Source organism: Bradyrhizobium sp. 139, assembly GCF_023074175.1.
GTDB lineage: Bacteria > Pseudomonadota > Alphaproteobacteria > Rhizobiales > Xanthobacteraceae > Bradyrhizobium.
Genome location: NZ_JADPKS010000084.1, coordinates 1 through 24,000 on the forward strand (window position 1 = coordinate 1; position 24,000 = coordinate 24,000).

The 24,000-nt window shown below is 61.7% G+C and carries 26 protein-coding genes and 3 pseudogenes; 10 read left to right on the top strand and 19 right to left on the bottom strand.

Annotated features, from left to right (window positions below; all coding sequences use genetic code 11):
- A pseudogene (locus tag IVA80_RS19965) lies at window positions 1-86 on the top strand (IS5/IS1182 family transposase); the annotation flags it as partial.
- A gap of 175 nt (window positions 87-261) precedes the next feature.
- Window positions 262-1,443: a hypothetical protein gene (locus tag IVA80_RS19970; RefSeq protein WP_247434048.1), complete on the top strand. Its 1,182-nt coding sequence runs from the start codon at window positions 262-264 to the stop codon at window positions 1,441-1,443.
- Here IVA80_RS19970 and IVA80_RS19975 read toward each other — a convergent pair.
- From IVA80_RS19975 to IVA80_RS19995, 5 genes are all read right to left on the bottom strand, one after another.
- Window positions 1,440-3,743, bottom strand: coding sequence for a hypothetical protein (locus IVA80_RS19975; RefSeq protein ID WP_247434053.1), 2,304 nt, complete (start codon window positions 3,741-3,743; stop codon window positions 1,440-1,442). The two genes, IVA80_RS19970 and IVA80_RS19975, sit on opposite strands and share 4 nt — an antisense overlap.
- A 250-nt stretch (window positions 3,744-3,993) precedes the next feature.
- Window positions 3,994-5,037, bottom strand: coding sequence for a relaxase/mobilization nuclease domain-containing protein (locus tag IVA80_RS19980; protein WP_247434055.1), 1,044 nt, complete (start codon window positions 5,035-5,037; stop codon window positions 3,994-3,996).
- Between the two features lie 29 nt (window positions 5,038-5,066).
- Window positions 5,067-5,393, bottom strand: a complete 327-nt coding sequence (gene mobC / locus IVA80_RS19985; RefSeq protein ID WP_247434058.1) for a plasmid mobilization relaxosome protein MobC — start codon at window positions 5,391-5,393, stop codon at window positions 5,067-5,069.
- 616 nt (window positions 5,394-6,009) lie between these two features.
- Window positions 6,010-6,990: a ParB/RepB/Spo0J family partition protein gene (locus tag IVA80_RS19990; RefSeq protein ID WP_247434061.1), complete on the bottom strand. Its 981-nt coding sequence runs from the start codon at window positions 6,988-6,990 to the stop codon at window positions 6,010-6,012.
- The gene (locus IVA80_RS19995; RefSeq protein WP_247434064.1) at window positions 6,980-7,741 is read right to left on the bottom strand and encodes a ParA family protein; all 762 of its coding nucleotides are present in this window, start codon (window positions 7,739-7,741) and stop codon (window positions 6,980-6,982) included. The genes IVA80_RS19990 and IVA80_RS19995 overlap by 11 nt, the downstream gene beginning before the upstream one ends.
- A 598-nt stretch (window positions 7,742-8,339) precedes the next feature.
- Here IVA80_RS19995 and IVA80_RS20000 point away from each other — a divergent pair.
- The gene (locus IVA80_RS20000) at window positions 8,340-8,600 is read left to right on the top strand and encodes a WGR domain-containing protein (RefSeq protein ID WP_206736198.1); all 261 of its coding nucleotides are present in this window, start codon (window positions 8,340-8,342) and stop codon (window positions 8,598-8,600) included.
- Between the two features lie 182 nt (window positions 8,601-8,782).
- On the opposite strand, the gene IVA80_RS20005 is transcribed toward IVA80_RS20000, so the two are convergent.
- The 5 genes from IVA80_RS20005 to IVA80_RS20025 all read right to left on the bottom strand — a co-directional run bounded on the left by IVA80_RS20005 (window position 8,783) and on the right by IVA80_RS20025 (window position 12,785).
- On the bottom strand, window positions 8,783-9,349 hold the full coding sequence (locus IVA80_RS20005) for a hypothetical protein (protein ID WP_247434067.1): 567 nt from the start codon (window positions 9,347-9,349) through the stop codon (window positions 8,783-8,785).
- Between the two features lie 22 nt (window positions 9,350-9,371).
- A complete protein-coding gene (locus tag IVA80_RS20010) occupies window positions 9,372-10,973 on the bottom strand; it encodes a hypothetical protein (RefSeq protein WP_247434069.1) in 1,602 nt (533 codons plus the stop codon).
- Window positions 10,974-11,380: 407 nt separating this feature from the next.
- The gene (locus tag IVA80_RS20015) at window positions 11,381-11,524 is read right to left on the bottom strand and encodes a hypothetical protein (RefSeq protein WP_247434072.1); all 144 of its coding nucleotides are present in this window, start codon (window positions 11,522-11,524) and stop codon (window positions 11,381-11,383) included.
- A gap of 63 nt (window positions 11,525-11,587) precedes the next feature.
- Window positions 11,588-11,899 (bottom strand): DUF736 domain-containing protein, encoded by a 312-nt coding sequence (locus IVA80_RS20020; RefSeq protein WP_129273754.1) that lies wholly within the window; start codon window positions 11,897-11,899, stop codon window positions 11,588-11,590.
- Between the two features lie 703 nt (window positions 11,900-12,602).
- Window positions 12,603-12,785: a hypothetical protein gene (locus IVA80_RS20025; RefSeq protein WP_247434074.1), complete on the bottom strand. Its 183-nt coding sequence runs from the start codon at window positions 12,783-12,785 to the stop codon at window positions 12,603-12,605.
- A gap of 149 nt (window positions 12,786-12,934) precedes the next feature.
- On the opposite strand from IVA80_RS20025, the gene IVA80_RS38630 reads away from it, so the two are divergent.
- Window positions 12,935-13,135, top strand: coding sequence for a hypothetical protein (locus IVA80_RS38630; RefSeq protein ID WP_247434077.1), 201 nt, complete (start codon window positions 12,935-12,937; stop codon window positions 13,133-13,135).
- 127 nt (window positions 13,136-13,262) lie between these two features.
- On the opposite strand, the gene IVA80_RS20035 is transcribed toward IVA80_RS38630, so the two are convergent.
- The 7 genes and pseudogenes from IVA80_RS20035 to IVA80_RS20065 all read right to left on the bottom strand — a co-directional run bounded on the left by IVA80_RS20035 (window position 13,263) and on the right by IVA80_RS20065 (window position 19,358).
- Complete coding sequence (locus IVA80_RS20035) at window positions 13,263-13,682, bottom strand: hypothetical protein (RefSeq protein ID WP_247434080.1); 420 nt, start codon at window positions 13,680-13,682, stop codon at window positions 13,263-13,265.
- A gap of 107 nt (window positions 13,683-13,789) precedes the next feature.
- Window positions 13,790-15,022, bottom strand: coding sequence for a plasmid replication protein RepC (gene repC, locus IVA80_RS20040; protein ID WP_247434083.1), 1,233 nt, complete (start codon window positions 15,020-15,022; stop codon window positions 13,790-13,792).
- A gap of 217 nt (window positions 15,023-15,239) precedes the next feature.
- A complete protein-coding gene (repB, locus tag IVA80_RS20045) occupies window positions 15,240-16,247 on the bottom strand; it encodes a plasmid partitioning protein RepB (RefSeq protein ID WP_247434085.1) in 1,008 nt (335 codons plus the stop codon).
- Window positions 16,248-16,249: 2 nt separating this feature from the next.
- Window positions 16,250-17,455, bottom strand: a complete 1,206-nt coding sequence (gene repA, locus IVA80_RS20050; RefSeq protein ID WP_247434088.1) for a plasmid partitioning protein RepA — start codon at window positions 17,453-17,455, stop codon at window positions 16,250-16,252.
- A gap of 301 nt (window positions 17,456-17,756) precedes the next feature.
- A pseudogene (locus IVA80_RS20055) lies at window positions 17,757-18,365 on the bottom strand (integrase); the annotation flags it as partial.
- A 122-nt stretch (window positions 18,366-18,487) separates the two neighbouring features.
- Window positions 18,488-18,634, bottom strand: a complete 147-nt coding sequence (locus tag IVA80_RS20060) for a hypothetical protein (RefSeq protein ID WP_247434091.1) — start codon at window positions 18,632-18,634, stop codon at window positions 18,488-18,490.
- A gap of 337 nt (window positions 18,635-18,971) precedes the next feature.
- Window positions 18,972-19,358: a hypothetical protein gene (locus IVA80_RS20065; protein WP_247434094.1), complete on the bottom strand. Its 387-nt coding sequence runs from the start codon at window positions 19,356-19,358 to the stop codon at window positions 18,972-18,974.
- 294 nt (window positions 19,359-19,652) lie between these two features.
- Here IVA80_RS20065 and IVA80_RS20070 point away from each other — a divergent pair, with 294 nt between their 5' ends.
- The 3 genes from IVA80_RS20070 to IVA80_RS20080 all read left to right on the top strand — a co-directional run bounded on the left by IVA80_RS20070 (window position 19,653) and on the right by IVA80_RS20080 (window position 21,739).
- Window positions 19,653-19,919: a type II toxin-antitoxin system prevent-host-death family antitoxin gene (locus tag IVA80_RS20070; RefSeq protein ID WP_247434097.1), complete on the top strand. Its 267-nt coding sequence runs from the start codon at window positions 19,653-19,655 to the stop codon at window positions 19,917-19,919.
- Window positions 19,916-20,350, top strand: coding sequence for a type II toxin-antitoxin system PemK/MazF family toxin (locus tag IVA80_RS20075; protein ID WP_247434100.1), 435 nt, complete (start codon window positions 19,916-19,918; stop codon window positions 20,348-20,350). The genes IVA80_RS20070 and IVA80_RS20075 overlap by 4 nt, the downstream gene beginning before the upstream one ends.
- Window positions 20,351-20,575: 225 nt before the next feature.
- Window positions 20,576-21,739, top strand: a complete 1,164-nt coding sequence (locus IVA80_RS20080) for an RHE_PE00001 family protein (RefSeq protein ID WP_247434386.1) — start codon at window positions 20,576-20,578, stop codon at window positions 21,737-21,739.
- 6 nt (window positions 21,740-21,745) lie between these two features.
- Here IVA80_RS20080 and IVA80_RS20085 read toward each other — a convergent pair.
- Window positions 21,746-22,029, bottom strand: a pseudogene (locus tag IVA80_RS20085) (DUF2285 domain-containing protein).
- Window positions 22,030-22,275: 246 nt separating this feature from the next.
- Here IVA80_RS20085 and IVA80_RS20090 point away from each other — a divergent pair.
- The 3 genes from IVA80_RS20090 to IVA80_RS20100 are packed head-to-tail and all read left to right on the top strand — an operon-like array spanning window position 22,276 to window position 23,460.
- Window positions 22,276-23,013, top strand: coding sequence for a type IV toxin-antitoxin system AbiEi family antitoxin domain-containing protein (locus IVA80_RS20090; RefSeq protein WP_247434103.1), 738 nt, complete (start codon window positions 22,276-22,278; stop codon window positions 23,011-23,013).
- Window positions 23,010-23,213 (top strand): nucleotidyl transferase AbiEii/AbiGii toxin family protein, encoded by a 204-nt coding sequence (locus tag IVA80_RS20095; protein ID WP_247434106.1) that lies wholly within the window; start codon window positions 23,010-23,012, stop codon window positions 23,211-23,213. Before IVA80_RS20090 ends, IVA80_RS20095 begins: the two co-directional genes overlap by 4 nt.
- A complete protein-coding gene (locus tag IVA80_RS20100) occupies window positions 23,194-23,460 on the top strand; it encodes a hypothetical protein (protein ID WP_247434109.1) in 267 nt (88 codons plus the stop codon). The genes IVA80_RS20095 and IVA80_RS20100 overlap by 20 nt, the downstream gene beginning before the upstream one ends.
- A gap of 206 nt (window positions 23,461-23,666) precedes the next feature.
- On the opposite strand, the gene IVA80_RS20105 is transcribed toward IVA80_RS20100, so the two are convergent.
- Window positions 23,667-23,984 carry a DUF736 domain-containing protein gene (locus tag IVA80_RS20105; RefSeq protein ID WP_009859453.1) on the bottom strand — a complete coding sequence of 106 codons (318 nt, stop codon included), beginning with the start codon at window positions 23,982-23,984 and terminating at the stop codon, window positions 23,667-23,669.
- Between the last annotated feature and the right edge of the window lie 16 nt (window positions 23,985-24,000).

Consider the following 24,000-nt stretch of genomic DNA (forward strand, 5'->3'; position numbering starts at 1 on the left):
GTGTCGCAACGCGCTACGACAAACTTGCCAGAAACTTCTTAGCTGCCGTCCACCTCGCCGCCATCGTCGCCTATTGGATCAATTGAGTCTGAACCCTAGTTCTCAGCTTATCCCGGTGGGGAACGGTCACGGTGACGGTTAGCGGTGATCCTGGGTATGACTACTTTGTGAGACTGGTCGCAAACGAAACGAACCTTCGAAGCAACCAGCGCACCGTCATCAAGACGCCTGAACTCTGCCTGACCTTCGCCGGGGTGTGATGTGGATGCAAAAGAAAGCCGTGACAGAGTGCGCGCGCGGTTCGAAACCGCGATCACTTCCTCCTATGACACAAATGAGCTGGTAGCCGCCTTCTGCGTCTACAGGGGGCCGCTCGTCAAGCTGGAACGGGACACACATGCCTCCGGCCATCTCGAGTCGGTGGAGACGGCTTGTCAGCTCATCACCCGCGCTCATGTTCGCCCGTTCCTCGAAGGTACCGCCGAGGTCGATCAGGAACGCGACGTCATTTTGAAAGCAGCCGGGCAGCTTCAACAGGCAGGCTTTCGTGACCTGGGAAGCGTTCTTCGATTATTCCTTGCCGTGTTGGCCGATCGCATGGAAGAACCTCCTGAGCCAAGCCACTGCGAATTTGCCGTCAATAATCTGACCTGCAATTCCTGCGGCTATGCTGGCCCGCACAAGTTCTGGCATTTCGTCAACACCACTCTACGCCCGGAGCTGGAAGAACTCGCCATGAGCGGCGCTCTCTGCGAGGGACCTAGATGCATCATGTGCGACGAGCCATTCGAAGCCAAGCCCTTCTTCTATTGCAATCCGTGGCGTGAAGAATTCATCGCTTATTGGCCGCGCGACGATGATGCGGGCGCAGAGCCGTGGGCTGAAAGGTCGCTTGAATATATCGAGGAACTGCCGCCGGCCTTCAAAGGCGGCAAGACGGAGTTCGGCATCGTTCTGGGTATGCCGGTGGCGCTCTATGCTGAGTCCTTCGTCGGCGCCGTAACCGTCGTCCGCGACAAGGATCAGTTCGTTTCTACCGTTAGCGAGCCAGTGAATTATTTTATTGAGCACTACGATATGGCGGATATGGAAGCCTACTTCGAAGGAAAGTTCGCGGCCCAGCGGGAAGACTGGAAGGCTGCATCGGCAGGTTTTGCCAACGCGTTCTTGCTGAACCAGGGCGGCGTCAATCGTCTCGAAATGCTGGCGGGATGTCTCAAGAATTTGGGCCGACACGATCGGGCGAAGCTCATTGAGGATGAATCCATACGGTTGCGGGATCGGCTGGTGAAGGAACATGTTATCGTGCGAATTGGGCGTCCAAGCGTCCACTGGTCCGGAGATTTCAACAAGCAGCTAGGGGTTCAGCAGAACGGCCTGCCTTCGGATTGGGGATTTTCCTCACTTCTCGATCTCGTCCGCGAGATCAGTGAAGGAAACTAGCTGATTTCTTTTGCTTCTTTCGACGTCAGCTTCGGCAGCAAGGGTTTGCGCCTGTTGACGACAAGAACGGCTTCGTAGGGAAGGTCCCACCTTTCTGTGCTCCGCCCGAAAAGCACGACAGCCTGGCTTTCACTTGCATCGAGGGCCTGGTTGGCAAGTTGCTCCAGTGATTTCTTGAGTTCGGGCCGGAGCTGCTCAGGAAACAGGTAAAACCCAACACGCGCTTTGTGCTTTTGTGACGGCTGGATCTGCATCGAACTGACATGTTCCGGGTCGCGATAGTTCTTCCGGACCATGGTGCGCAATTTGTCGAGTGATCGCTCTATGCGGCGCTGCTCCGAAGGATTTGCCGCGCCGAGCAAATGAATGCCAACGGTCGTCCAACCCATCGGCCGCTTCTCATTCAGCCGGTCGATGATCTGCGTGAAGAGAGGGCTCAGGATTGCCTCTGGCTTTGGCGGGGCAATTCCCGCATTCAAGGCATTGTAGTAGCTGTCGATAGGTCCGGACAGGCCTGCAACGTTAAAAAGCATGTCCTTCTCCGGAAGAGCGAAGTTGAAGCCGTTATCAAGATAGATGCCGAGATAGTCCAGTTCGTCACCCAGCAGATTGTGGGCCTTCTGGAAGTATGTACGCTCACTCAAGTAATGCAGCAGCAGAAGCGGCTTATCGAGAATGTCGACGATACAGAGAAGATCGGCGATCAACACCGTCGGTGCGAGCTCGTGATCCTGTGGCACCCAGCCGATCTTCTTGAACTCTCCTTCAGCCGAGCTAAGAACCGAAAGATCATCGAGCGTAACCGACAGCCGTATAACCCGGTCGACCGACGCCGGATCAATCCCCAATCCCGCTACAACGGCCATTGACGCTTCATCGCCCGCTTGCGCGCTCGCAATGACATTGGCAAGTCGCTCCGACTGTAGCGAAGGATCGAGCACCATCTCCTGGATATGGCGTTTGACGCGGGCGGGCGCTCCGCGCAGGCCTTCCGGCGTTAACCGGTTCGCCTTCGCCTCCGCGGCAATCACGGTCCGGTCGATAACGATCAGGACGTCGGTCTCAAAGCCCTGATCGCCGATCTTCCAGGTGGCGCCGGGCGTTATATTTGCGCCCGGGAGTGCAGACCGCAACGTCGCTTCGAGCTTCTGCTGCAGATAGGTGGAGCGCGTTCTTTCCACGGCCTCCTTGAGTCCGGCAGCACGTGCGAGCCGCTCCATGATGCGGTGGATATGACTGAATACGGCTACGGGTATCGGGAGGAAGAAGCGATCTTCGAGATCGATAGCCGGAGACTCCCAGACAGGATTGCCGAGAAACAGATACTCGGTCCTGGCTTCCGAAAGAGAGCCGGGCTTAAGTGAAATGACACGAAGGATTTTTTCGACCACTTGCGCAGTCCGCCCTGACAATCTGGCGAGGTCGTCCGGTGTGAATGTGCCGAATTCGGCTATCCGCAGGTCGTAGTGGGACATCACCGCGGCCTTGGCACCGTCCAGGTCAACACCCGGCATGGCGGCAAGCATCTCTTCCGGATCTCCAACCAACCCCGGCACGTTCTGAAAATAGAGCCGGAAAATCTGCCGGGGGTTTCGTCCACGAAGAACCCGGCGAAACCTTCCCCAATGTTCCGTTTGCCGCCGTTCGTACTCGCGCACGGCGCAGTGCATCACTTCAATCAGGTCCGTAAAACTGAATCCGTGATGAGCAACAAGAGGGCCATCGAGCGGTCCATAGAGCTCTTTCGATATCTGGATGACGGACAGAAAGTGCGCCCAGTTGCGCACAGCCATCGTGTGAAGACGGATACGTTCCTGCAATTCGAGAACAGCCAGCTCTTGCGGGTCGGATACTTTCTGGCCCTCAAGCGACCTCTGCAAAAAGAACGTATCTGACAGCTTCGGCACGCTATCGAAGACAGTTTGCATGATCTGTGGCAGCACGGGAGCCGGTCCCCACTGGTCCTGCGGAATTGACAGGACAATCGCCTGAAGAAGCTCGGCATGGTGTTGCAGGACGTCCGCGACCGGCTTGCCGCTGGAGCCATCCTCAGATCCGAACGACAGAAGCCCGTATCCCGCGTAGCAGGCCAGGATTCCGATCGGATCATGGTGGCGAAGCTGGTCTTTGACGAGTTCGAGTGTCTTGGGAAAGTCGGCGACCGCGGCCAAAGCCGCTTCCGTCATGGCGGCCTTGAATTTCGGATGATCTTCCTCGCTGACGGAGAATGTGTCGAACCTGATTTTGGATCGCTGATCCTTATGTTTGCCTGCCTTGTGTCGCGGATTTCGTTTGCTCATGCGCTACCTTAGCAACAGGCGATCTCACGGAATATCGCCGCTCTTGCGATTTCCGCCTATCGATTGAGGTCTATTCCAAAAGAATTCACGATTGCCGGTGGCAGGCGTATTGATCAATGGCGACGACAATCGCCTGGACGTGATGGTAGGTAGCCCTGAGCGAGGCGACGTCGGTGCTGGGGACGCCCACCTAACTTTTGCCCGCCAGGAGCTCGTATCTACTTCGAAGGATATCCAATCCTGCGGCGTCTTATCTGTCCCGCTCATCGCCTGGTATTCCATCACGCCGGTCGGCATCGGTTCTCTGCTCCGTGCCGCGGCGCCGGGTACTGGCAAGGTCCGAAAGCTCCTTCTTCAGTATATCACGACGGGTCTCGACAGTAGGCATGTCGTCCAGGAATTGCCGAATCTGGCGCGCTAACTCGTGATCTGCTGCCACTCCAGAGCGCTGTAGCTCCGCGGCATAGTCGAGATAACGCCGCCGGATTGCGTCCTGACGTGACTTAATCTGTTCGTCCCAAGGATGTTTGGCGGTCCTGACGCCCCTCACTTCCGAAAGCACCTCATTTCGGGCAAGCCGATCGACATCGGGCGTGATCTTTCGCTTGCGCATAGCGAGGACCGCCCCGCGATCGGCCTTTCGAACCCGCCCGCGCGTTCGTCGCGGCGTTGCCTCTGCCGCGATCCCGCGAAGCCGGAGTTCGCCAGCAAACCGCTCCCGCCATGCCTGCAGATCCGCTTTCCGAGGGTTGAGGCGCTTGCCGTCGTGGCCCAGGGACCGAACGGTCAAGTGCACGTGGGGGTGCTTGTCATCGAGGTGCTGGACGAAGACGTAATCGTGATTATAGCCGAACGTCTCGATGGCAAATGCCCGGGAAGAATCCTTGACGGTGACTGCATCGGTGCCAGCCGGCATCGACAGAATGATGTTGACCGAGAGCGACCCATCGCGGCGGCGCGTGTTGTCGAGACCGGCATCATCCTCCCAGCGTTGCTGCAGATCTTTCAATCCGGAACGACCCGCCAGCGTCGCCCCCTGCTCTGTTTCCACATCGAGCTCGCCGTTTCGCGTGATGTAAGCCAGGTGCGACTTGAGGTGAGCCACGCTCTTGGTGCGACCGGTGATCTTGACCATCACCTCGGGTGCTCGGCGCACGATGCGCTCGAGCTTTGCACGCATCGCCGGCGTAAGGCGGCCGGGAGCGGCCGGATCGGGGATATCCCACTCGGCGCGCCGCGGGCGCCGATTGGGCGTTTCCCAGACATAGGAGATCGGCGGAAGCTCGGAGGCCAAGTCGGTCGGCCGAGGCGAGCGGCGCCGACTCATCGCCGCCCATCCCAATAATCCGCGTTGCCGTGCAGCGCATTACGTAATTGCGCGAGCTCTCTTTCGATGACCAGCCTGGCCTCTTCAATTGCTGTCAGATCGGGCTCAACCGCCCTACCCTGCAGCACACTGGTGTTTGCGGCACGCGCGATCTGGTTGATGTTGCCGCCGATCCGGTTGAGCTCGCGAACGATCGCGCGGAGCGCGTCATGCTCGTTCGGGGAATGCTGCACGGGCGACGCCAATCGCGAGCGCACCAGCGCGACAATCCAGCCGGTGCGGGTCATGCCGCGCTGATGTGAAACTTCCACGAGCTGCCGCATCTCGCTCTCGCGAAATCGCACCGTCACCTTCTCCGGTCGTCCGACCGGCAACGCCAAGATGCGCGGCGCTGGTGCAGCTAGTGCGTCAGCAATGAGACGCCGCAGCAGCGCGGATTTGCCGCCCTGGGTAGCTGCAAGAATTGAGAACTCCGCCGCGACTTGGTCGGAGACGCGAAGCGAGATCAGAGCCATGTGCTCCAATCCCAATCGTAACGTAATACATCGCTGGCGCGAAGCCTATCCTGCACTAGGAAACGCGAATCCTTCCACTCCCTCCACGTTGGTTCAAACCAACAGGCTCGGCAGTGAAAGCTTGGGAGTTGCAGCAGGTGGGATCCAATCCAACCGACGATTGATGCGGAGAATTGCTCCGGGAATGACGCAGCCGTCGCCCCTATTCCTTGTTCGCCACGAACCCCGCGCGTGCCGATCGGCAATACTGGCACCGAATATGTGGGCCGCGGCTTTCCAGCAGCCTCCGGCCTCTCTACAGCGCTGTGGGGGGCGCGTTCGGCCTCCGGCTGCTGCGCTAACGCGCCATCCTTCGGATGGGAAATCCGCTGCGCCGGTGCACCAAATGAAGCAGCATTTCTGAGTAGGTTGTCTAAGACCAGCTTCATGCGAACAGGATCTCTTCAATTGTGACCGTCGATGCTGGAACCTCTTCCGCTTCTTCTGCGCCATCGATCAGCAGCACGGCATGGCGTGAACCTTGAGACGCGAGTCGATCGACCAGAAGACAGCCAGTGCGATCTTGGTGACGGACTCTGATCGTCAGTGATGTGCTCCTTCGCTCGTTCCGATCGACCGAAGAGGTGGCGGGCTTTTCTGCGATCGCCGTCACGCGGTCGCTCTCCCTGGATCGCAATTCCACTTGCGGTGCGATCGGGCTTCGTGCGGGTTGAGCTCCAGGCAGACCCTCGCCATCAGCAGCGGAACCACGAACTTCCGCACGAACTTTGCGAGCCAGTTGACGGGCGTGGGCGTCGGTAAAGCTCTCCTGTGCTGCGCACAAAGTCTCGATGGCGTTGGGCTGCTCGCGCCAAGCCTGGTAGAGTTCATACACAGCACGGATTGATGAGCCGGCAAGCTTCGATCGGAGGAACTCCGGCATGCTCTGTACCGACGCGTAGCGAGACACCCAGTCCCTCGGCTTGCCGAGCTTCCGCGAGATGTCCGCTTGGTTGTCACCCTGCTCCAAACGGTCCGCGATGAACGCCGCAATTTCGGGGGCATTGAGGTCATCACGCTGGATATTCTCGATCATCTGAACATAACGATCCGCAGAACCAACGGCATGGATGAATGCCGGGATGTCACGGAGCCCGGCGCGCTTAGCAGCACGATACCGCCTCGCACCCATGATAATCACGTACCGGCCTTCCTCGGTCGCTTGCCGCAGCACGATCGGTTGCAACACGCCATGCTGACGGATTGATTCCGCAAGCTCCTCGAGCTTCTGTTCGTCGAAACTGCGACGTGGCTGGTCCGGATCTTCGCCAATACGGTCGATGGCGATGCAAGTCGGTTGTCCGATTGTGGCGACACCATCTTCCACGACGTCGATGAGCTGCTTAAAGCTGAGATCAAGCGCCATGTGACGGTTCGTCCATCTGCGCGACGATCTTGGCAAGAACATCGCGGATTTCCCGACCAGCCTCCTGGGCAGAGCGCCGCTTGAGCTTCCAGACCGGCAGGCGTTCCGCAACGGCCTCAGCGTAGCCGTCCCTTGCAACGATCTGGCCCGGAAACACATATTTGCCCGCCTCGCGCAAGAGTTGCTCAAGATGGGTCCTTTGACGGGGCGATTTCGTATTGAAGTTCGAAGGCAGCAACCCGAGGAACTTCGTATCCTGGCGGCCATAGCGCCTCTGCACGCCGATCACGGTCTGCATCAGACCTTTGACGCCCTTGATCGAATAGTCCTCCAGATAGATGGGGGCGAGCACGTGCGACGCCGCCACCAAGCACCCGACACTGCGCAGTCCAAGGGATGGCGGCGTATCGATGACGCAGGCATCGAACTGATCCGACGCGATGGCGAGGTTCTCTTGCAGAGTCGTTATGGCTGCCGCACTGCTGCGATCAAGATCAGTCAGCGAGCTATCGGCCGGCGCGAGCGTTAGGCCTTCGTCTTCCCGAGGTACGACCCGCATCCCCGGCTTAAACAGATCCGCAGCTAACGTTGAACCGGCGTAGTGCCTCAATGTATCCGATGCATTGCTCTGCGCATCAACGTCGATCACGAGAACGCGGAGATCCGCTTCCGCCATGAACCAGGCCAAATGCACAGCAAGCGTCGTCTTGCCAACCCCGCCCTTTTGATTGTTGATGACAATGGTCTTCATCTTAAGGTCCGAAATGGATCTAACAGCGCGGGAGTCATGTTCTTGTCCATCATGTGGTGGGGGATGTTGGTTTGAACCAACAGACGGTTGCGAATCCGGTCACCGGAACGATCCCGGAATTCGTCCGGCGAATCCCCTGCCACAAGAGTCAGGTCAGCCCATAGCCATCGAGGGAAATTCTGGGACGCGAGACTGGGATTGTGCTCGTTGCTGGGCGCTCCGCTACAGGTCGCGAGCGGATCGTCACGCGAAGGCGCGGAGACCGCTTGTGGGCTCCGGGAGCGTCGCCGCGGCGCGAGTAGAGCCGTCCCCGAAGGGGCTCGCCCAAGCAGGCTGGGCTGGAAGTGCCGCAGGAAGCATTGAACTAGGAACCGATCTCTTGCGGGCTCCTGTTCTGATCAGGACTAGCGCAATTGGAAGCCAAGTATTGCACGCGCGCCCCGATGGCGAAGTCTCGATCGAGGAGAGATTCAATCCGGCAAGAGGACGGTCCGCGGTATTTCCGGCGCAACGGACCTATTGATAAAACGAATCGATCTGCCCGGTCGATTCATAAAACTCATTGGACGCCGCTTCCCTCGGAAGCGAGAATCTGTCCGTGCCGAAACCCGAACCAGAACCGCTTCATCTGCGCCGCATCGATGCCGCGCGCAATATGCGTCGGTTTTATGCGCTGTCCACGCAGCCCACCTTGTTCGGAGAAATGTCGCTGATCCGCAATTGGGGCCGGATCTGCACAAGTGGCAAGACCATGGTGCAGACCTTCGATGGTAGTGCGGAGGCGATCGAAGCATTCGTACGCCTGGAGCGTGCCAAGCGGAGGCGCGGTTACGCTGTCGCGGACAAAAGACCGTCTTAGTCTGACATTCTTTCGAGGATTACGGCTCTGCCTGTGATGGCGGCTCTATCTGTCGCGGCCTTGATGCCAGACCAGCAAAATCGAAACAAGACGGAGCTCACACCCCACTAAGGGACGTTATCCTTGACGATGAGTAGGAGGTCCTATGGTTCTGCGAACGACGGAAGCCAAATTGCTTTGAGTCATAACCCAAGCGCGATCTCGGCCCATTTCAACATGCGGTCGCTATTAAGGAACGCCAGCACCGCCGGCTCCAGCGACGCGGGCGCGCCCGGTCCAACTAAAGCCGTTGCGGCCACCATGTCGCAGCGCTGATTGAAGGCGAGTGAGAGCGCGGCGTTGCGATTCCCCTCGACGCGATAGGCCCGGCTGCGGCCGCGCATCGGACCGACGATGATCTCTCGGCCGGCACCGATCGGCGTTGCCTTGCCAATCAGCGCCAGGTCGCCCATTTGCTCGAGGTCGCCATCGTCGGCGACGCCGGTGGCGCAATTGCAAAAGCCGAGCTTGGCGCGAACGTAGAGCTGGATCTCGCCGCCGCAATCGTCAGCCTTGCAGCGGAACGCCTTTCCTTTCCCCCAGGGATCTGCGCCGAAAGGCCAGTCGGTTTCCGTCCACACCGGGCGGACCTCGCCGGATGCCGCTGTTGCGGGTGCCAGTTCGCCGGATCGCAATATCCAGACCGCAGCGGCTGCGCAGAGCAGTGCGGTGGCTGCGCTGATTGCAACGAATTTGCTTGTCAAGCGCATGGATATTGCCGCGGCACTTTTGCTAATTCTGAGCCATGAACTTTCGCGCGGCCGCGAGATCCTCCCGCGAGGAGTCGCCATTGCGCGCCATGTCGACGACTTTCGCGTAGTACTGGCGTGCCTTCACGGCATCACCCGCTTTCTCGGCGGCGTGAGCGGCGCCGATCGTCGCGCCAAAGCGGTTCGGCTCCTTACGCATTGTGCTTTCGAACGCGGCCAACGCCTCCGTCGCCATGCCGCGCTCGAGCAGCATGGTCCCGTAAAGCTCGCGCGCGGGGGCAAGCGGTCCCGGCGTCACGATGGATTTTTCGGTCTTGTCTTCCGCATCGGCGGCAAGGCGCATCGCTTCCAACGCCTCGGCCTGTTTTCCCTGGGCGTTGAGCTGCCAGGCTGTGGCGACCTGCCGCTGAATGTCGACGATTTCGGTCCAATAGGTGTCCTTGTCCTGCTGCAGCTTGTCCCGTAACTCCGCCAGCTTGGCGATGTCCGCCGTTGCTGCGTCTGCATTGCCGGAGCGCGCGGCGCCGAGGGCGCGGGCGAAATAGGTGATGGCATCAACATAGGCAAACCGGCTCGGCTCGACCTTCAGCGCGGCGGCGCCCTGCCAATCACCGCGCTCGACCATATAGCGCGCCTGGCTGGCCGCTATGGCGTAGGGACCGGCGCGGACAGCGGGCGCATAGCCCGTGGTCGCAACCATGTCCGCGATGACGTCGTTGGCTCGGCTGTCCTGCGCGAGCTGGAGCAGGGCGTAGACCATATAGTCGTCGGCATGCAGTTGCTCGCTCGGGTCCTTGCCCTCCTTGGCAGCCTTGGCGGAACGGCTATTGGCGTCGACGGATTCGTTCCAGTAGCCGACGCGCGTGAAGATGTGCGACGGCATATGCAAGGCGTGCGGTGCCGCCGGCGCGATCTCGGAATAGCGCTTGGCAGCCTCGAGTCCTTGCTCTGCGATCGCCGGATAGTCATAGAGGTGGATCAGGTAATGCGCGACGCCGGGATGCCGCGGCTGGCGCTTGAAGATCGGCTCCAAGATGGCAGCGCCCTTGAGCTGGTTGGCATAGGTCTTGTCGTTTGGTGACGCCGTGACATTCAGCGTGATGGCGTAGGCGATCTGCGCCTCGTCATCATCGGGATAGCGCGCGGCGACGGCTTCGGTTGCCTTGAGATAGGCCTGCGCGCGTTGACCAAACGTCGTCTTTTCGTCGCCCGAATAGAAGGCCAGCAGCGCGTCGATATAGTCGCGTTCGCGTTCGCTCTTGGCGCCGAGTGCCTTGGCCTTCTGCAGAGCGCCGAGGCCCTCGGTGAGGTTTTCCTTCGGCGCGGGAAAATGCGGATTGTAGAGCAGACTCAGGGCAATGCCCCAATAGGCGATCGCGCATTCCGGATCGGCCTGCAACGTCTCCTCGAAAATCTCCTTCGCGGGCCGGTACCAGAACGAGTGCTGATAGCGCATCCCGCGGTCAAAGCGGCGCTGAGCCACCTCGTTGCAGGAGGTCTGGAAGTGAACCTTGCCAAATTGCTCGTCGGTCCCGTCCTGCGCGTGTGCGCTACGCGTGGCGGAGATCGAGCCCAGGGTAGCGAGGGTGAGAAGAGAGACGGTTCTCAAGGCGAGCGCGCGCATCGGCCCCTCCGTTTCTGTCCAGAAAGAATTTACTCAGATGGCGCCGATAAAGGCCGGGGCGCCGAAATTCGTAGTGCTGAAATTGGCGGTGGCAATTGCGTTGTTGGAAGGATTCGCCCATTCGCAATGCGAGTCAATACGAGCGGGTGGATTTTGCGTTAGGGAAGCACGCCTGTCAGGCTCCATCCGCCCGTGCGCGAAATCGTAAGGCGGATAGCGAAGCGTAGTCCGCCATTACAGGGGCCGATCTGCCGCCGGGCGGGCACCGATCAGGCCGTGCGGGGGCGTTGCCGGTCGTTGGCCGGCTCGACCTGTGCGTAATGGTCGGGAAGATTGTGTTCGAGCTCATGAGGTATCGATCCTGATCGCGTAACGACGGTGCGTCGTAAGATGCAGGAGGAGGGGGCTTATGCCCCCTCCTCGGCTGCGAGCGCTTCGTTGCGTTGGCGGATGAGTTCGGCCAGTTCGACTTCGAGCGCTTTGCGCTCGGCCGGCGTGAACACGCATTCGCGCAGCTCGGAGCGCAATTCTTCAATGGTGTCGACGGTCATGATCGCATCTCCGGTGGAAGGGGAGCGGGCCCCGCCTTGCGGCGGAGCCGACTTCCTGGAGCTTCAGTCGCGGTTCGGCCGGGACCAGATCAGTTGGAGGCCTTCCGCACCTTCGACCTCGATCAGTGTGGCGTAGATCGGAGCCGGGAAGCTCGGATCGTCCAGCTTGACGGAGAGGTAGTCGCGCTCAGTGTCCTTGGCGGTCTTCTGCCAGGCCGCGCCCAACTCGACGTTGCCGGAGTAGATGCGGAAGTGCGGTCCCTTGTCGGAAGGGGTGTCGACGCGGATCAGCTTGGCTTTGACGTTGAGGTTGAGCGTCTTGATCGCGCCGGAGAAGCCATTGCCCGTGGAGGCGAAGGTGCCGATGGTAGCCATTGTCTCATTCCTTGGTTTTCTCGGGCCGCGCCTATCGCGACCTCGATGGCGGTCGTGAGACCGGAGGCGATCGACCTGCACCCAAAGGGCCGAAATGAAGTGGAGGGCGGCCGGGAGCGACTTTCTTGGACCGCGAGGAATGGTGCGCAGCGCCAGGGGAAGAAAGTCGAGGACGGACGTTGCAGGGACAAGATCGAGAGCCCGCGAAGCGGGATCGGCCTTCGGTCAGACCAGCTTTTATCGAGGACGCTGATGGGTGCGCACGTCGCGAAAACACATGGAATGAAAACAGGCGGCCCTAATCCGTTCAGCCATTCGGCAACGGGCGTGGCAGCAAAATGCGGCTCACCTTAAGTGTGCCACCTGGACGGCGCGTCATCACCCGCAATGGAGATCGTCGCTGTCAGCAACGTCGGCGCACCTTTCGAACTCGCGATCGCAAGATCGATAACGAGGCTGGCAACGTACTCGCCATGTGGACCAACCCTGCCCTCCGCATCCATGCGACCGAACGCCCCCGAGGCGTAAAACAGATGCTAGCGTCGCTGGGCATGCCGGCCTCCGCGTCCGGGATGATTCCGCCGGCACGCGCGATGGAACGAAGCTGGGCGTTGGGGTTGCCACGCCACATCGTCGGAGAGGGTTGTGAGCACAATCGGCCTCTGCAGCAATCCGGCTGCCGGGCTCGATTTCAACTCGAACGTTATTTGGCCGGCGGTCGCAGCGGGCTTTCCGCCCACTTCCGGGCGGCGGGATCGCGCAGCGGATCGTCCTCGCAGACCAGGCAGACGTAGCGCGGCCGGCCGGGCGCGACGTCGTCCGGCACGGCCGTCATCGGCTTACCGCACTTCGGGCACAGCTTCCGGATGAGGTAGAGCGGAGTCATGGTTTTTGCCTGCCGGGATCCAGCTTAGTTCCCCGTGCGTCGCCAGCACAAGTCAATCGACGAAAATTGTCCGCATGCACCAGGCCGCTTGACGCGGAGCGCGTCTCACGTTGAAATCCGATTTTCAGTGATGTTGCGGGGGTGGCGTCGTGGAAGACTTTTATAGGGGCTATGCACAGCGGGCGCGCGATCTGGCGGAGTACGCTGACCCGTTCACCAAGCGGCGGCTACTCGACCTAGCCCAGCGATACGATCTCAAGAGCAAACCGGGAGCCCCGGGCGGCCGGACTCTCCCGCCGCCGCGCGCGACGCCACCGACGGTGCTGTTTTCCGGCTCCGGGGAAGCTTAAGAGTAGTCGGAGCGCGGCCCGGTCGTCGGTTTCTACGTTTTCATCGACCGGTCCGGTGTCGGCCGCCCGCGGTCGCGGTGCCCGCTAACCCCTACTGCACTGAACCGCGCACGCGCGCCGAGAAGAGTCATCGCCTGCGCCGCGCGATCTCATCAGCGATCATGCCCTCCGCCCGCACCAGCCGCTCATGCAGGGTCTCGAACATATCGAGGATGTCATCATTGGGTTCATTCTTGCCCTGCTCGATGGCTTCGGCGACGAGCTCATCGAGGGGCGTCTCCTTCAATTGATCTTTCTCCAGAAGATCCTCAAAAAGGCTATCGCTGGTCGGCTGCGGTTGGATGCGTCCGTCGGAATTGCACCAGACGGTGAAAGTCTGTTGTCCCAGAACGGCGTGCTCGACCATCTCCGCATCCAACGGAATCAGCGTCCCCCAGGCCTCGCCCGCCTCGTCCGCGAACCCCGCCACGTAGATCCGTTGCTCCGCGGCGCCTTCATCACGAGGCTGGAAAAACGGCGTGAGGGTGATTGGAGGGTGTTTTACCATGACGATCTCTCCGAACGGCTCTGCATCGACACAGCGCAGAAGCCGGGTCAGTGCGGGTATTTCGATCACACGAACAAGGCAAGGTCTGGGAACGGCGCCTCATCGCCTCACGCCCGCTGTTTGTCTCGCCGGCGAGAATTGATCTGCGCCATCAGGATCGGGCCAAGCGAAAATTCGCCGACCTCGGCTTTTCGCGTCAGACCGCGCAGATAACCGCCGGCGGAATTGATCGCCGTCCCGCGCTGCAGGATACACGCGACGACGACCGCCGCTTGCGTTTCACCCAGGACGGTTTGCGCCTCCTCCCAGGCGCTCGGACTGATCCCCAGCATCGATCGTACAACGGCCGCTGTGGCCAGGAAATCGCGCCAGTTCGAAATCCCGCCCTTCGCATAATCGACGATGTCCGGGCATGCACTCAGGACCATTCCCAATGGATACGCCCCCTCCCCGACTCGCGATGGTTGAGGCTTTGGCTCAGCTCCCGCCGCCCTGCCTTCTCGAAAGACAGGTTCAAGATCAATCAGGGCATCTGGATTTGAATTCTGTATGTGGCGCTCAGAATGGGACTCATTGGCGCTCGGATTCTTGGATTTGATATGTGTTTCCAGAAGATTGAGCACGTCGTCGGCGAGCTGAGACAACTCGTCGGCGATCGGCTCGAGCTCCTGGCGCGTCGCCGTGCGCGGAATCTGATCGACGATCGCGCGGAAGGCAGCGTGCACGACCTGCCAATCGGCAGGCCCCTGCCCTCCCCTTCGCGTCGGGACGGCTTCCTCGATGCCAGTTGCAATCATCTTCGCGATGTCGCGCCGGCACAGTGTAATCCGCTCACGCACGAGCTTGAGTGCGCGGGCCTCGGCTTCGATATCGGCCGCCAGGCTCTCGAACTCTTCCGAGCGCACGACGAGCGGTGAGAGATCGAAGCCGAACGCGAGCTCGATTTCGCCAGCATCGTCCTTGCGCGCATATCGCTTGCCGTTCGGACTGTCGCGCCGAACGATCAGGCCTGCATCGACCAGCACAGCGAGGTGGCGCCGCAGCGTCGATGCCGGCATGCCGTGCGCTCGCCGAGCGAGCTGATGGTTCGAGGGGAAGACGATCAGATCATCCTCTCCTGTCAGCGCGGTCTCGGGATGGAAGGTTAGGAGCGCGTTTAGCACCGAGAGCGCGCGCTCCGACACACCGAGGCGCGGCCTTGCCGTGCAGATGGCATGGAAGATCTTCCATTTGTGCACGATCTTTTCGGGCGGTCGTGCCGTTGCGACAATTTGACTTGCCACATGGGCAAGCGTCAGCGATCGCCGCCCAAAGGGCGTCGTTGGAGGATGTGACTGCATGTCTTTGCCTTAGTTTGGGCAAAGAAAATCTGCTCGCCGAAACGACGCCAAAAGGCTTGACACCGATTCGCAGAAGTGTGATTCTTTGGGTGCGAATACAAAGAAGGGGCTTCCGGAACGGCGACGTGACGGGGGCCTTTTTCTTTTGCCTATGGTTCTCCGACTCGGTTGCGTTGGTCTTGATCCAGTCGGCTCATTCCGACTGGGCAAGCTGTGTTTATGCCGGCGGATCGCCAGCTTTGAATTCGTCGTAAAGGGTCTGCAGCTTCTCTCTGACGAAGTCGCCGAACTTTGGTGCGACGCGATCGTCGAATGTCAGAGTGAGCCTCTTGCCGACGCGAGAGACTTTGGCAGCATGCGTTCCGTCCTTGGCGGCCCAATTCTCGGCCCGCGCGCGCAACGTCTTTTTACGCAGGCCTGCGGCAAGGGCCTCGAAGCGCTTGTCGGTGTCCAACGCGTTGAAAGTTGGGGCCTTGACGATTTCGAGGGCGCGAGCACGATTGGACTCTTGATCCAGCAGATCGGTGAGTTCCTGCCAACGCACACGGCCGAAGGCTGGCGCCGGCCCGATGGCGTCGATAACCGCGACAGGCACCCGGGTCGCGATCGCGATGAGCCGCGAGAGGGCGGCTTTGTCGACGTTCAGCGATGCCATAATTATCTCGCGCGAAAATTTTCGATCCTCAAGGCGGGCTGCGAAGCGCGCGCGCTCGATAAAGGTGAGATCGGTGCGGCCGCTATTTTCCTGGCCCTGGGCGATGACCAGTTGTTCGTCGGTGAGGGAGCGAACCACCGCCCTCACCTTTATTCCGAGCTCACGCGCTGCCCTCAGGCGGCGGTGCCCGAATGCTACCTCATAGCGCTCGGTGCCGCCGGGCTTTGGACGTACAAGGATTGGCACGTTCTGGCCGTGCTGTCGGATGAGCTCGCGGAATGCAGCATTTTGCTCCTCCGTCGCCTCCATGCGGTCCGGCACAAAGGAATTGTCAATGAGCGCCGGATCGAGGTCGACGATCACCTGCCCTTCGATGAGCTTCTGCTCGATTTCCTCCGCGCGCTTTACCTTCTCCGAGATCCCGCCAAGTGAGTGCGATATCGCACCTAGCGCGCCAGATTGCTTGATCGTGCGTTCAAGCCCGAGAAGAGGGCGCGCGCGTTGCGGGGCGATCTCATGCGCTTCTGACGGTTCCGTCACGGGAGCATCAAAATTGATCTTGCGCGCCATCGTCAGCTCCTGGCCCAGACCTGTTTGATCAGGCCTTCGATCTCTCCGTTCACCAGGTCAAGCGCTTCGGTGGCCCGATCATAGGTGCCGCGGGTGAATTGCTGTCGCTCGACCTCGTACAAAGTCTGCTTGGTGAGCCCCGCATCAGCGATCGCGGTGCTCTTGACCATGGGGTGAGTCAGCACGCGCGAGCCGAAGATCGAGCGCATGAGACCAACCATCGTCGTTTGTGGCCCGTCGCTGGGCTCGTAGCGAGTGACGAGATAGCGCATCCAATCGTATTGAGTGGCGCCGCCAGCTTTGGCGACGACATCGAGAAGGCTTCCGGTCATGTTGAGGAATTGGGACATCGACATCACGTCGAGCATCTGAGGATGCACGGTGATCAGGACTGACGTCGCGGCGCAGAGGGCGGAGAGAGTGAGGAAGCCGAGCTGGGGGGGGCAATCGATCACCACGACATCATAGGCATCGCTGACCTGGGCCAGCGCTTCGCCAATTCTGGCGAAAAACATTGAGTCGTCGCTCTGACGAGTCATCAACGCCTTGGGCGTCTCGTGTTCGAACTCCATGAGTTCAAGCTGCCCCGGAACGATGTGTAGGTTCGGAATGTATGTGCCGCGCACGATCTCCGGCATTTCGCGGCGCTCGGCATCATAGCGGATGGCGCCGTAGATCGTCTCGTTCTCGCCTACATCAAGTTCAGGCTGATGTCCGAACAGTGTTGAGAGGCTCGCTTGCGGATCGAGATCGATTGCGAGGACGCGGTAGCCGCGGAACGCTAGATACTGCGCGAGGTGCGCGGCCGTCGTGGTTTTGCCGCTGCCGCCTTTGAAGTTCATCACCGAAATGACTTGCAGAGCCTCGCCGTCGCGCCTGTGTGGAACGTATCGGCGAACTCCTTTGCCGGCGCTATCCAGCTCGCTTCGCAGCGCGTCAATGTCTTCAACTGAATAGCTTCGACGGCTGTTCGGCGGTGCAGGGGGGCCCTTCCCTTCAGAGACCAGTTGCCGAAGATAGCCCTCAGCGATGCCGATAAAGCGCGCGGCTTCCGCCGATGAGAATCGGCGGATGGTCTTCTCCGCCGCTGGCGGGAAGTCTCGAAGCTGCTGAGCGCGCAACCGTGTCGAAAGCTCCGCCGCGTCGGCATTGATCAGCGATCGGAGATCACGCACATTCTCGTCTAGAGACTTGGTTAACGTCGGCATTTTAAACTCTGCATCTGCGAAATTTTGAGCAGTTGGCCTCAAAATGCGCTGATGGTCAGTAATGCCCGATTCTTCCGAAGCCGCAAGGATTATTGAGTTAACGAGAAGTTAACGGCTGTTCCTCGTCTCGAGGAATTTCTCGCGAGGTCCCGTCAAAAATGGCCTAAGAGCAAACAGTTGTACGCTGACAACTTAACATATTGCCAGACTCCGGCTTTCCGGGTGTTGGTTCCCAACAACGCGGGGTTGGCCCGAGCCGAACCGAACAGTTGTACGCTGACAACTCAATGACAGACTCCTACTAGATTCCGAGGCGCACGGCTCGCCCGTATCTGCGCTCAGACTCATTGTAATAGCTGGCCGCCGGCTGCACGGATCGATGCTGGGATTGCTGCATAGGCTCCGGCAAGGAAACTCCGCGTTGCGCTGCCTCCGTCAGATACCCGGATCTCAAGCCCTGCGCGGAAAACTCCCTCGCCTCCAAGCCCTTCAGCGCACAGCGCCGCTTCACGATCAGGTTGATCGACTGCGGCGTCAGCGCCCTATCCTCCACCACCTCCCAACGGTGATGGCATGGAAGATCGGACTCTTGCTGATGCGGGCCCGTTCGAGCCATTCGCGCAGCGCCTCGACCGGCGGTCCGACCAAAGCACCCTGCCCGCCTCGTCCGTGACCCCGGTCTTGGTCCGGCCCCGTCGCTGATCTGCTCGACCCCGGAGCCGAGCCACCTCGCTGCGGCGGCGCCCACCCGAGGCAGGATGGCGAGATCGTGGGTATCGGCCAGCCGGTCGAACCGGCAGGTGCCAACCAGCACGTCGCGGGTGGCCGCCCGTTTGCTCTTGCGCTGCCGCGGCCGGGTGCTGGCGCGGACCGCCAGCCGGAGTGCCGAGCGCAGGTTGGGTGAGCGAAACGGGACCTCCTGCCCGCTCTTTCGGCAGGATGGCAGAGAGCGTATCGAGCTGCAGCGCCCGCCGGCTTTCGGGGTGGGAGACCAGCGCGCGGGAGGTGATGTCGTCCATCCTCGGCGCTCCGTCAGAAACCGTAAGTGCGATCCACCCAGCGCAGCAGCACGCCGGCGTCCGGGTCGGGAAGCCGCACGCGCTGGGCTTTCATGCCTTGCGCGACCGCCAGGCCGACGTCGGGATCGACCAGTGGCCGTGGGTCATCAGGAAGAACCACCGAAGGGCAAAGCCGATCTCGCGGCCCACCGCCTCGATGCCGTCCATTAGCAAATGGACCGAGGCATCTTGGCGTCATGAGCAGACGTCCTTTCGGCGGCCGCAACGGTCGGGGAATGAAGCCGACTCGCGCTCGCCCTTATGGGGGCAATCGCGGATATCGAGTGCCCAGTGGGCAAAGACCCGCTCGGCCTGGCGCTCGATTCCTCCCAGTCCTGAAAGAACCGCAACTCTCTCGGCACAAAGGCGAAATAGTCCGAGACCGCCGCCAGGAAGGGCGTCTCGCGCGCTCCGCCGGCCCGACCTCGCGAATGACTCGCCGCTCCAACTCGGGCCGCTTAGCCTCCCCGCTTGTCGCGCTCGATGCGGCCGCAGCGATCGAGAAAACTGCGGACGTGGACGATCGCGCCGTGGGCGCGGCCGCGGAGGCGATAGGCTGGACCGGCGAGGCGATCCGAGTCCGGGAGCTGATCGGTACGAGGCCAGCTCGGATCGAGCAGTTCCTCTTCGCCCCGCGGTCGATAGTCCGGGTTGACGATCGGACCGGCGCGCCATTCAACCTCGCGGCCGAGCGCGATCTGAACATTGTAGGCCACGCCTGGCCCGGTTGGCGCCGACACGAAGGAGCTCGTGCCGCGCCACTCCGTAATCTGCAGGTCAGTCTCCTTCAGCCGCTTCCAGACCACCGTCATATCGCCGTTTTTCTTGGCGAGTTCGGCCTTCATTCACGGCCGCAATTCAAGCCGTAAGCCATGGGGACGAAGTACCGAGCGGGTGTTGCGCCAATGATCGTCATCGATCGGCGCGATGCCGAATGTAAAGCCCGGAAAGGCCGCGGTGAGGGAGCCGAGGCCGGATTCAGCCCAGCCAGGACAGTTTCGAGCGAGGCTGCATCGGGAGGCGGGCAGGGGTCGTCATTCTCGCACGCTTTCAGCGGGTGAGCAGGGCTGTCATAAGTCAAAGGTCCCACTTGATTAATATCTCGATTTTCGCTATTTTGGCGGAAACGGAGATTTTTTATGGCCACTGTCACGCTCAGCGCGAGCGAATTCCAGGACCGGGTCGGCGAAGCGCTCGACCGCTCGCTCAGCCAGCCGGTGCTGATCACCAAGCACGGTCGGCCGCGCAATGTCGTGCTGTCGTACGACGAATACGAGCGGCTGCGTGCCCGCGACCGCCGGGCGGTGCGGGCCGAGGACCTCACGGACGAGGACATCGCCGCGATCGAAACCAGCGAGATGGCCCCGGGATATGAGCATCTCGACGCTGAGCTCGAGGCGAAATGACCCTTGAGCCGAAGGTCGGCTGGCTCCTGAATTATAGCTATCTGTGGGCCGATGATCATCGGCGCGGCGACGAGGAGGGGATCAAGAATCGGCCGTGCGCGCTGGTCACAGCGACGCGGCGCGAGGGCGATCGAATCGTCGCGATCGTGGTCCCTGTGACCCACAGTCCGCCGGCCGACCCGACGACAGCGATCGAAATTCCGGCGGTGACCAAGGCGCGCCTCGGCCTCGACGCGCAGCGCTCCTGGATCATTTGCAATGAGGCCAACGTGTTTGCCTGGCCGGGACCGGACCTGCGCGCGGCGGCCGGCCGGACACCGCCCAGCGTCTGGTTCGGGCCGCTGCCGCCAAAGCTCGCCACGGCGGCGCGGCAAAAGCTGCTCGGCTTCGCGCGCGCCGGCCGATTGCGCCAGGTGCCGCGCACCGAGTGACCGCCGCCGCTCGCGGCCGAGTGCGTCCGGAAGAGGGGGACTGGCATCCGCCCGGGCCTTCTCGTCGATCGGAGCCCTGCCGCGGCCGTCGGGGCTTCCGGAGGCTAAGAATCGCCGATTTGCGTTCTGACGTCCAATAAGCGGTGGTTATCGATCGTGAGGAGCGCTGTGGAACCCGTCGCCGCTATGACGGAAGTTAATTCTGTGATAGCTTCCGTTTGAGCGATTCCTGTTAAGGTTATCAATACCTTGCAAAACAGTTACCCAATCCCCGATCCACTGCCTTGGGATCAGCTTGCCGGTCCGCTCGCAATCGCCGAGGACGCGCTGGCCAGGCTAGACGAACGCCTGGCCAAGAGCCCGATCCGCGACGGCTGGGTTGCACGCACACATTATACTGACGCTTGCGCCAGTCTGTGGCTGGAAGGCGAGCTGGTCCATCTCGAAGATCTGGTTCTCCACGACGCCGGCATGGACATCCGTGCCCCGACCCACGAACTCACCCGCGCCCACGCCGTGCTGCGGACCCGGCGCCGCATCGCCGATGCGAAGCCGGATTGGGCGCCATCGCCCGCAGGGCTCGACAACCTGCGCGGCCGCAGCGGGCAGGGCGAGTGGGAGGCGGGGAGGGGCAACCAGAAGGAAGCTGAGCCAGGCTTCGTCGGCGGCGGCGAGCAGGACGAGGCGGATCTCGACGCGCCGCTTGGCGGCACCGAGTCCGACCCGCACCTGGCCGCCGCCTTCGCCGCGGTCGACGCCGCGAATGCCAAGGCGGAGCGGACACTCGCCGGCGCGAGTCGCACCGAGTCCGAGCGGGACCCGCTGGTCTACGACCCCGACTGGGACGAGGACGCGCGTCTCGACGACTGGCGCGCCGTCATCGAGCAGACCCGCATATTGCCGCCGACGCTCGCGGCCGCGCTTGCGACTGAGGCTTGGGACGCCATCGCACCGCTGCAGCACACACCCTGGCTCGGCCGGCTGCTGGCAGCCAGCGTGTTGCGCGCGCGGGCCAAGACCCGCTGGCATCTGCCCTGCCTGCATGACGGGCTGAAGGCGATCCCCCGCGAACGCCGGCGGCCGCGCGACGCGGCGGCGCGACTCGCCGTGCAGCTCGAGGCCATCACCGCTGCCGCGGCAGCTGGTCTCAAGGACCACGACCGCTGGCTTAACCAGCGAACCCTGCTCGCCCGAAAACTCGCCGGCCGCCGCGCCACGTCAAAACTGCCGGCGCTGCTCGACTATATGCTGACCCGGCCGATCGCCTCGGCCGGTACGATCGCGAAGGAGCTTAAGATCACGCCGCGCGCCGCTCAGGACCTGGTCGGCGAGCTTGGCCTGCGGGAGGTGACCGGCAGGGGACGATATCGGGCCTGGGGGATTCTGTAGGCGCCCTCAGTGCGGTGCCCCGCCCCGCAGCAGATCCCGGTAGCCATGCTCGGTGATCCAGCGGGCACAGGCGAGATGGGTTTCCCACGCCCGGCGCGCCCGATCCGGCTCGCGCGCGACGTCAATATGCAGCACAGCACGGTCCGCGCGACCTCTTTCCAGTCGGCGCCGTCGGCTGCGGCGTCGAGCAGACGGAGATAGGTGACCAGGTGCTGCTCGTCATAGCCGGTCAAAATCGGCGCGGTCGGCGCGGCATCGGCGACATTAGGATCGGGCGGTGACTTCTGCATGCGGTGTATTCGCCGGCAAGGTTTCTTGTCAGCGGGGAGTAGGCGCGTTCGTGCACCGGTGAGTAGACCCGAATTACGCACCACGTGGTGCCGGGCGCGTATCACCGAGCATCGCGCAACCGCAGCTGAACGAGTTTCATGGCCGATCTTGGGGATTTTAGCTTAATCCGGGTTATCGTAGCCTGACTACGACTTTGACTTCCAATTCAAGCTTGCAGAACTTGACATTATTCGCATTATCGTAGCATGGCTACGACCCACAGAAACAAGCTAAACAGGCTCTATACCCGCCTGACGCCGGGGGCGTCGCTGACCTCCGATGACTTCGCCGCCCTCGGGATATCGGTCGACCTTGCCGTCCACTATGTCCGTGCCGGCTGGTTGCAACGGTTGGCACGCGGCGTCTATTGCCGGCCAAACGATCCGCCCACTTTGCACCCGAGCCTCGTCCTGCTGCAGCGGAGCATCGAAGGATTGCATGTCGGCGCCAAGTCGGCCTTGGACTGGCAAGGCATCCGCCAGTACGTCCCCCAGCGGCCCGTCCTCCATCTGTACGGCTGGAAAGCGGGACGCCTTCCGGAGTGGTTCACTCAGCGCTTCCCGGCCGAGTACCACCGCAAGCGACTCTTCAAGGAAGAACCCGGCGCGCCGCTTCATGTCCGGCCCTTCGAGAGCCGCAAGGGCGGCCCGCTCGTCTCGGCGCCGGAACGCGCATTGCTGGAGGTGCTGAGCGAAGTCGGCGTCCGGCAGCCCCTGCAAGAAGCGCGCGAACTGGTCGAAAGCACTTACAGCCTGCGTGCCGATCTGCTGCGAGACCTGCTCAAGCGGTGCACCAGCGTCAAGACCGTGCGTCTGTGCCTGCAGCTTGGCCGCGAACTCTCTCAGCCCTGGGCCGGCAAGCTCGATCCGTCTCAACTGCCCAAGGGCAGCGACAGGGCCTGGGTGTCCCGCTCCGGTGACGGGCTCCTGATACTGAAGCCATGAACCAGGTCTACCTCGACAGCGCGCGGTTGCTGACGCGCGTGGCGCCGCTGGTGCTCGTCGACGATACGTTCGCACTCAAGGGCGGCACGGCGATCAACCTGTTCGTGCGCGACGGTGCACGAGGTCCTGTTTCCATCGCTGCGGGATCTCCGCCAGGAGTTCGAACACAATTTCGCGGGCATGACCACCGAGCCCGTTGAACTCGACGCGCTCTTGGCAGCGCGCGAGCGAATGATGCGCAAACTGCATCAAGGTCTGAGCGCCGATGAGCGCCGCTTCCTGCTGTCGCTGGTTGCCGCAGAGCCCGAATGGTCGCTACTGGGCGTGCCGCACTTGGAGCAGCTTCCCGGCCTGCGATGGAAGCTGCAAAACTTGGAACGGCTTCGGAAGGCCAACGCCCGAAAATTCGCCGAGCAATCGAATGCGCTGGCCCGGCTATTTGGATGAGCGAAGGTGGGCCGTCGCCACGGGCCGCAGGTGATACGGTGTGACTGCCGACGAGGCCCCTCCGGCCTCCCCATCAGCTATCCATGAAGCTATAGGCGGCACGATGAGGCAGCGCTTGCCGACTTTACGCGCGCGTTCAAAATCGTTTCTCCTTTCCGCCTACGGGTGAAGGCCCCGCCTCGCGGCGGGGCCACCTGCGCGGCGTCTCAGTCGCGACTCGGGCGAGACCAGATGAGCGAGTGGCCTTCCTCGCCTTCGACCTCGACCAGCGTCGCGTAGATCGGAGCCGGGAAGCTCGGGTCGTCCAGCTTAACCGAGTGGTACTCGCGGCCCGTGTCCTGGGACTTCTTCTTCCACATGGCGCCGAACTCGATGTTCGCGCCCGCGAAGATGCGGTAGTCCGGGGCCTTGTCTGAGGTGCGTTCGGCCGGAACGATCTTGGTCTTGACGGTGCCTAGAGCGAGGGTCTTGACGGTGCCGACGAAGCCGTTGCCGTTGACGGTGAAGTTGCCGATGGTAGCCATGTTCGTGTCCTCTTTC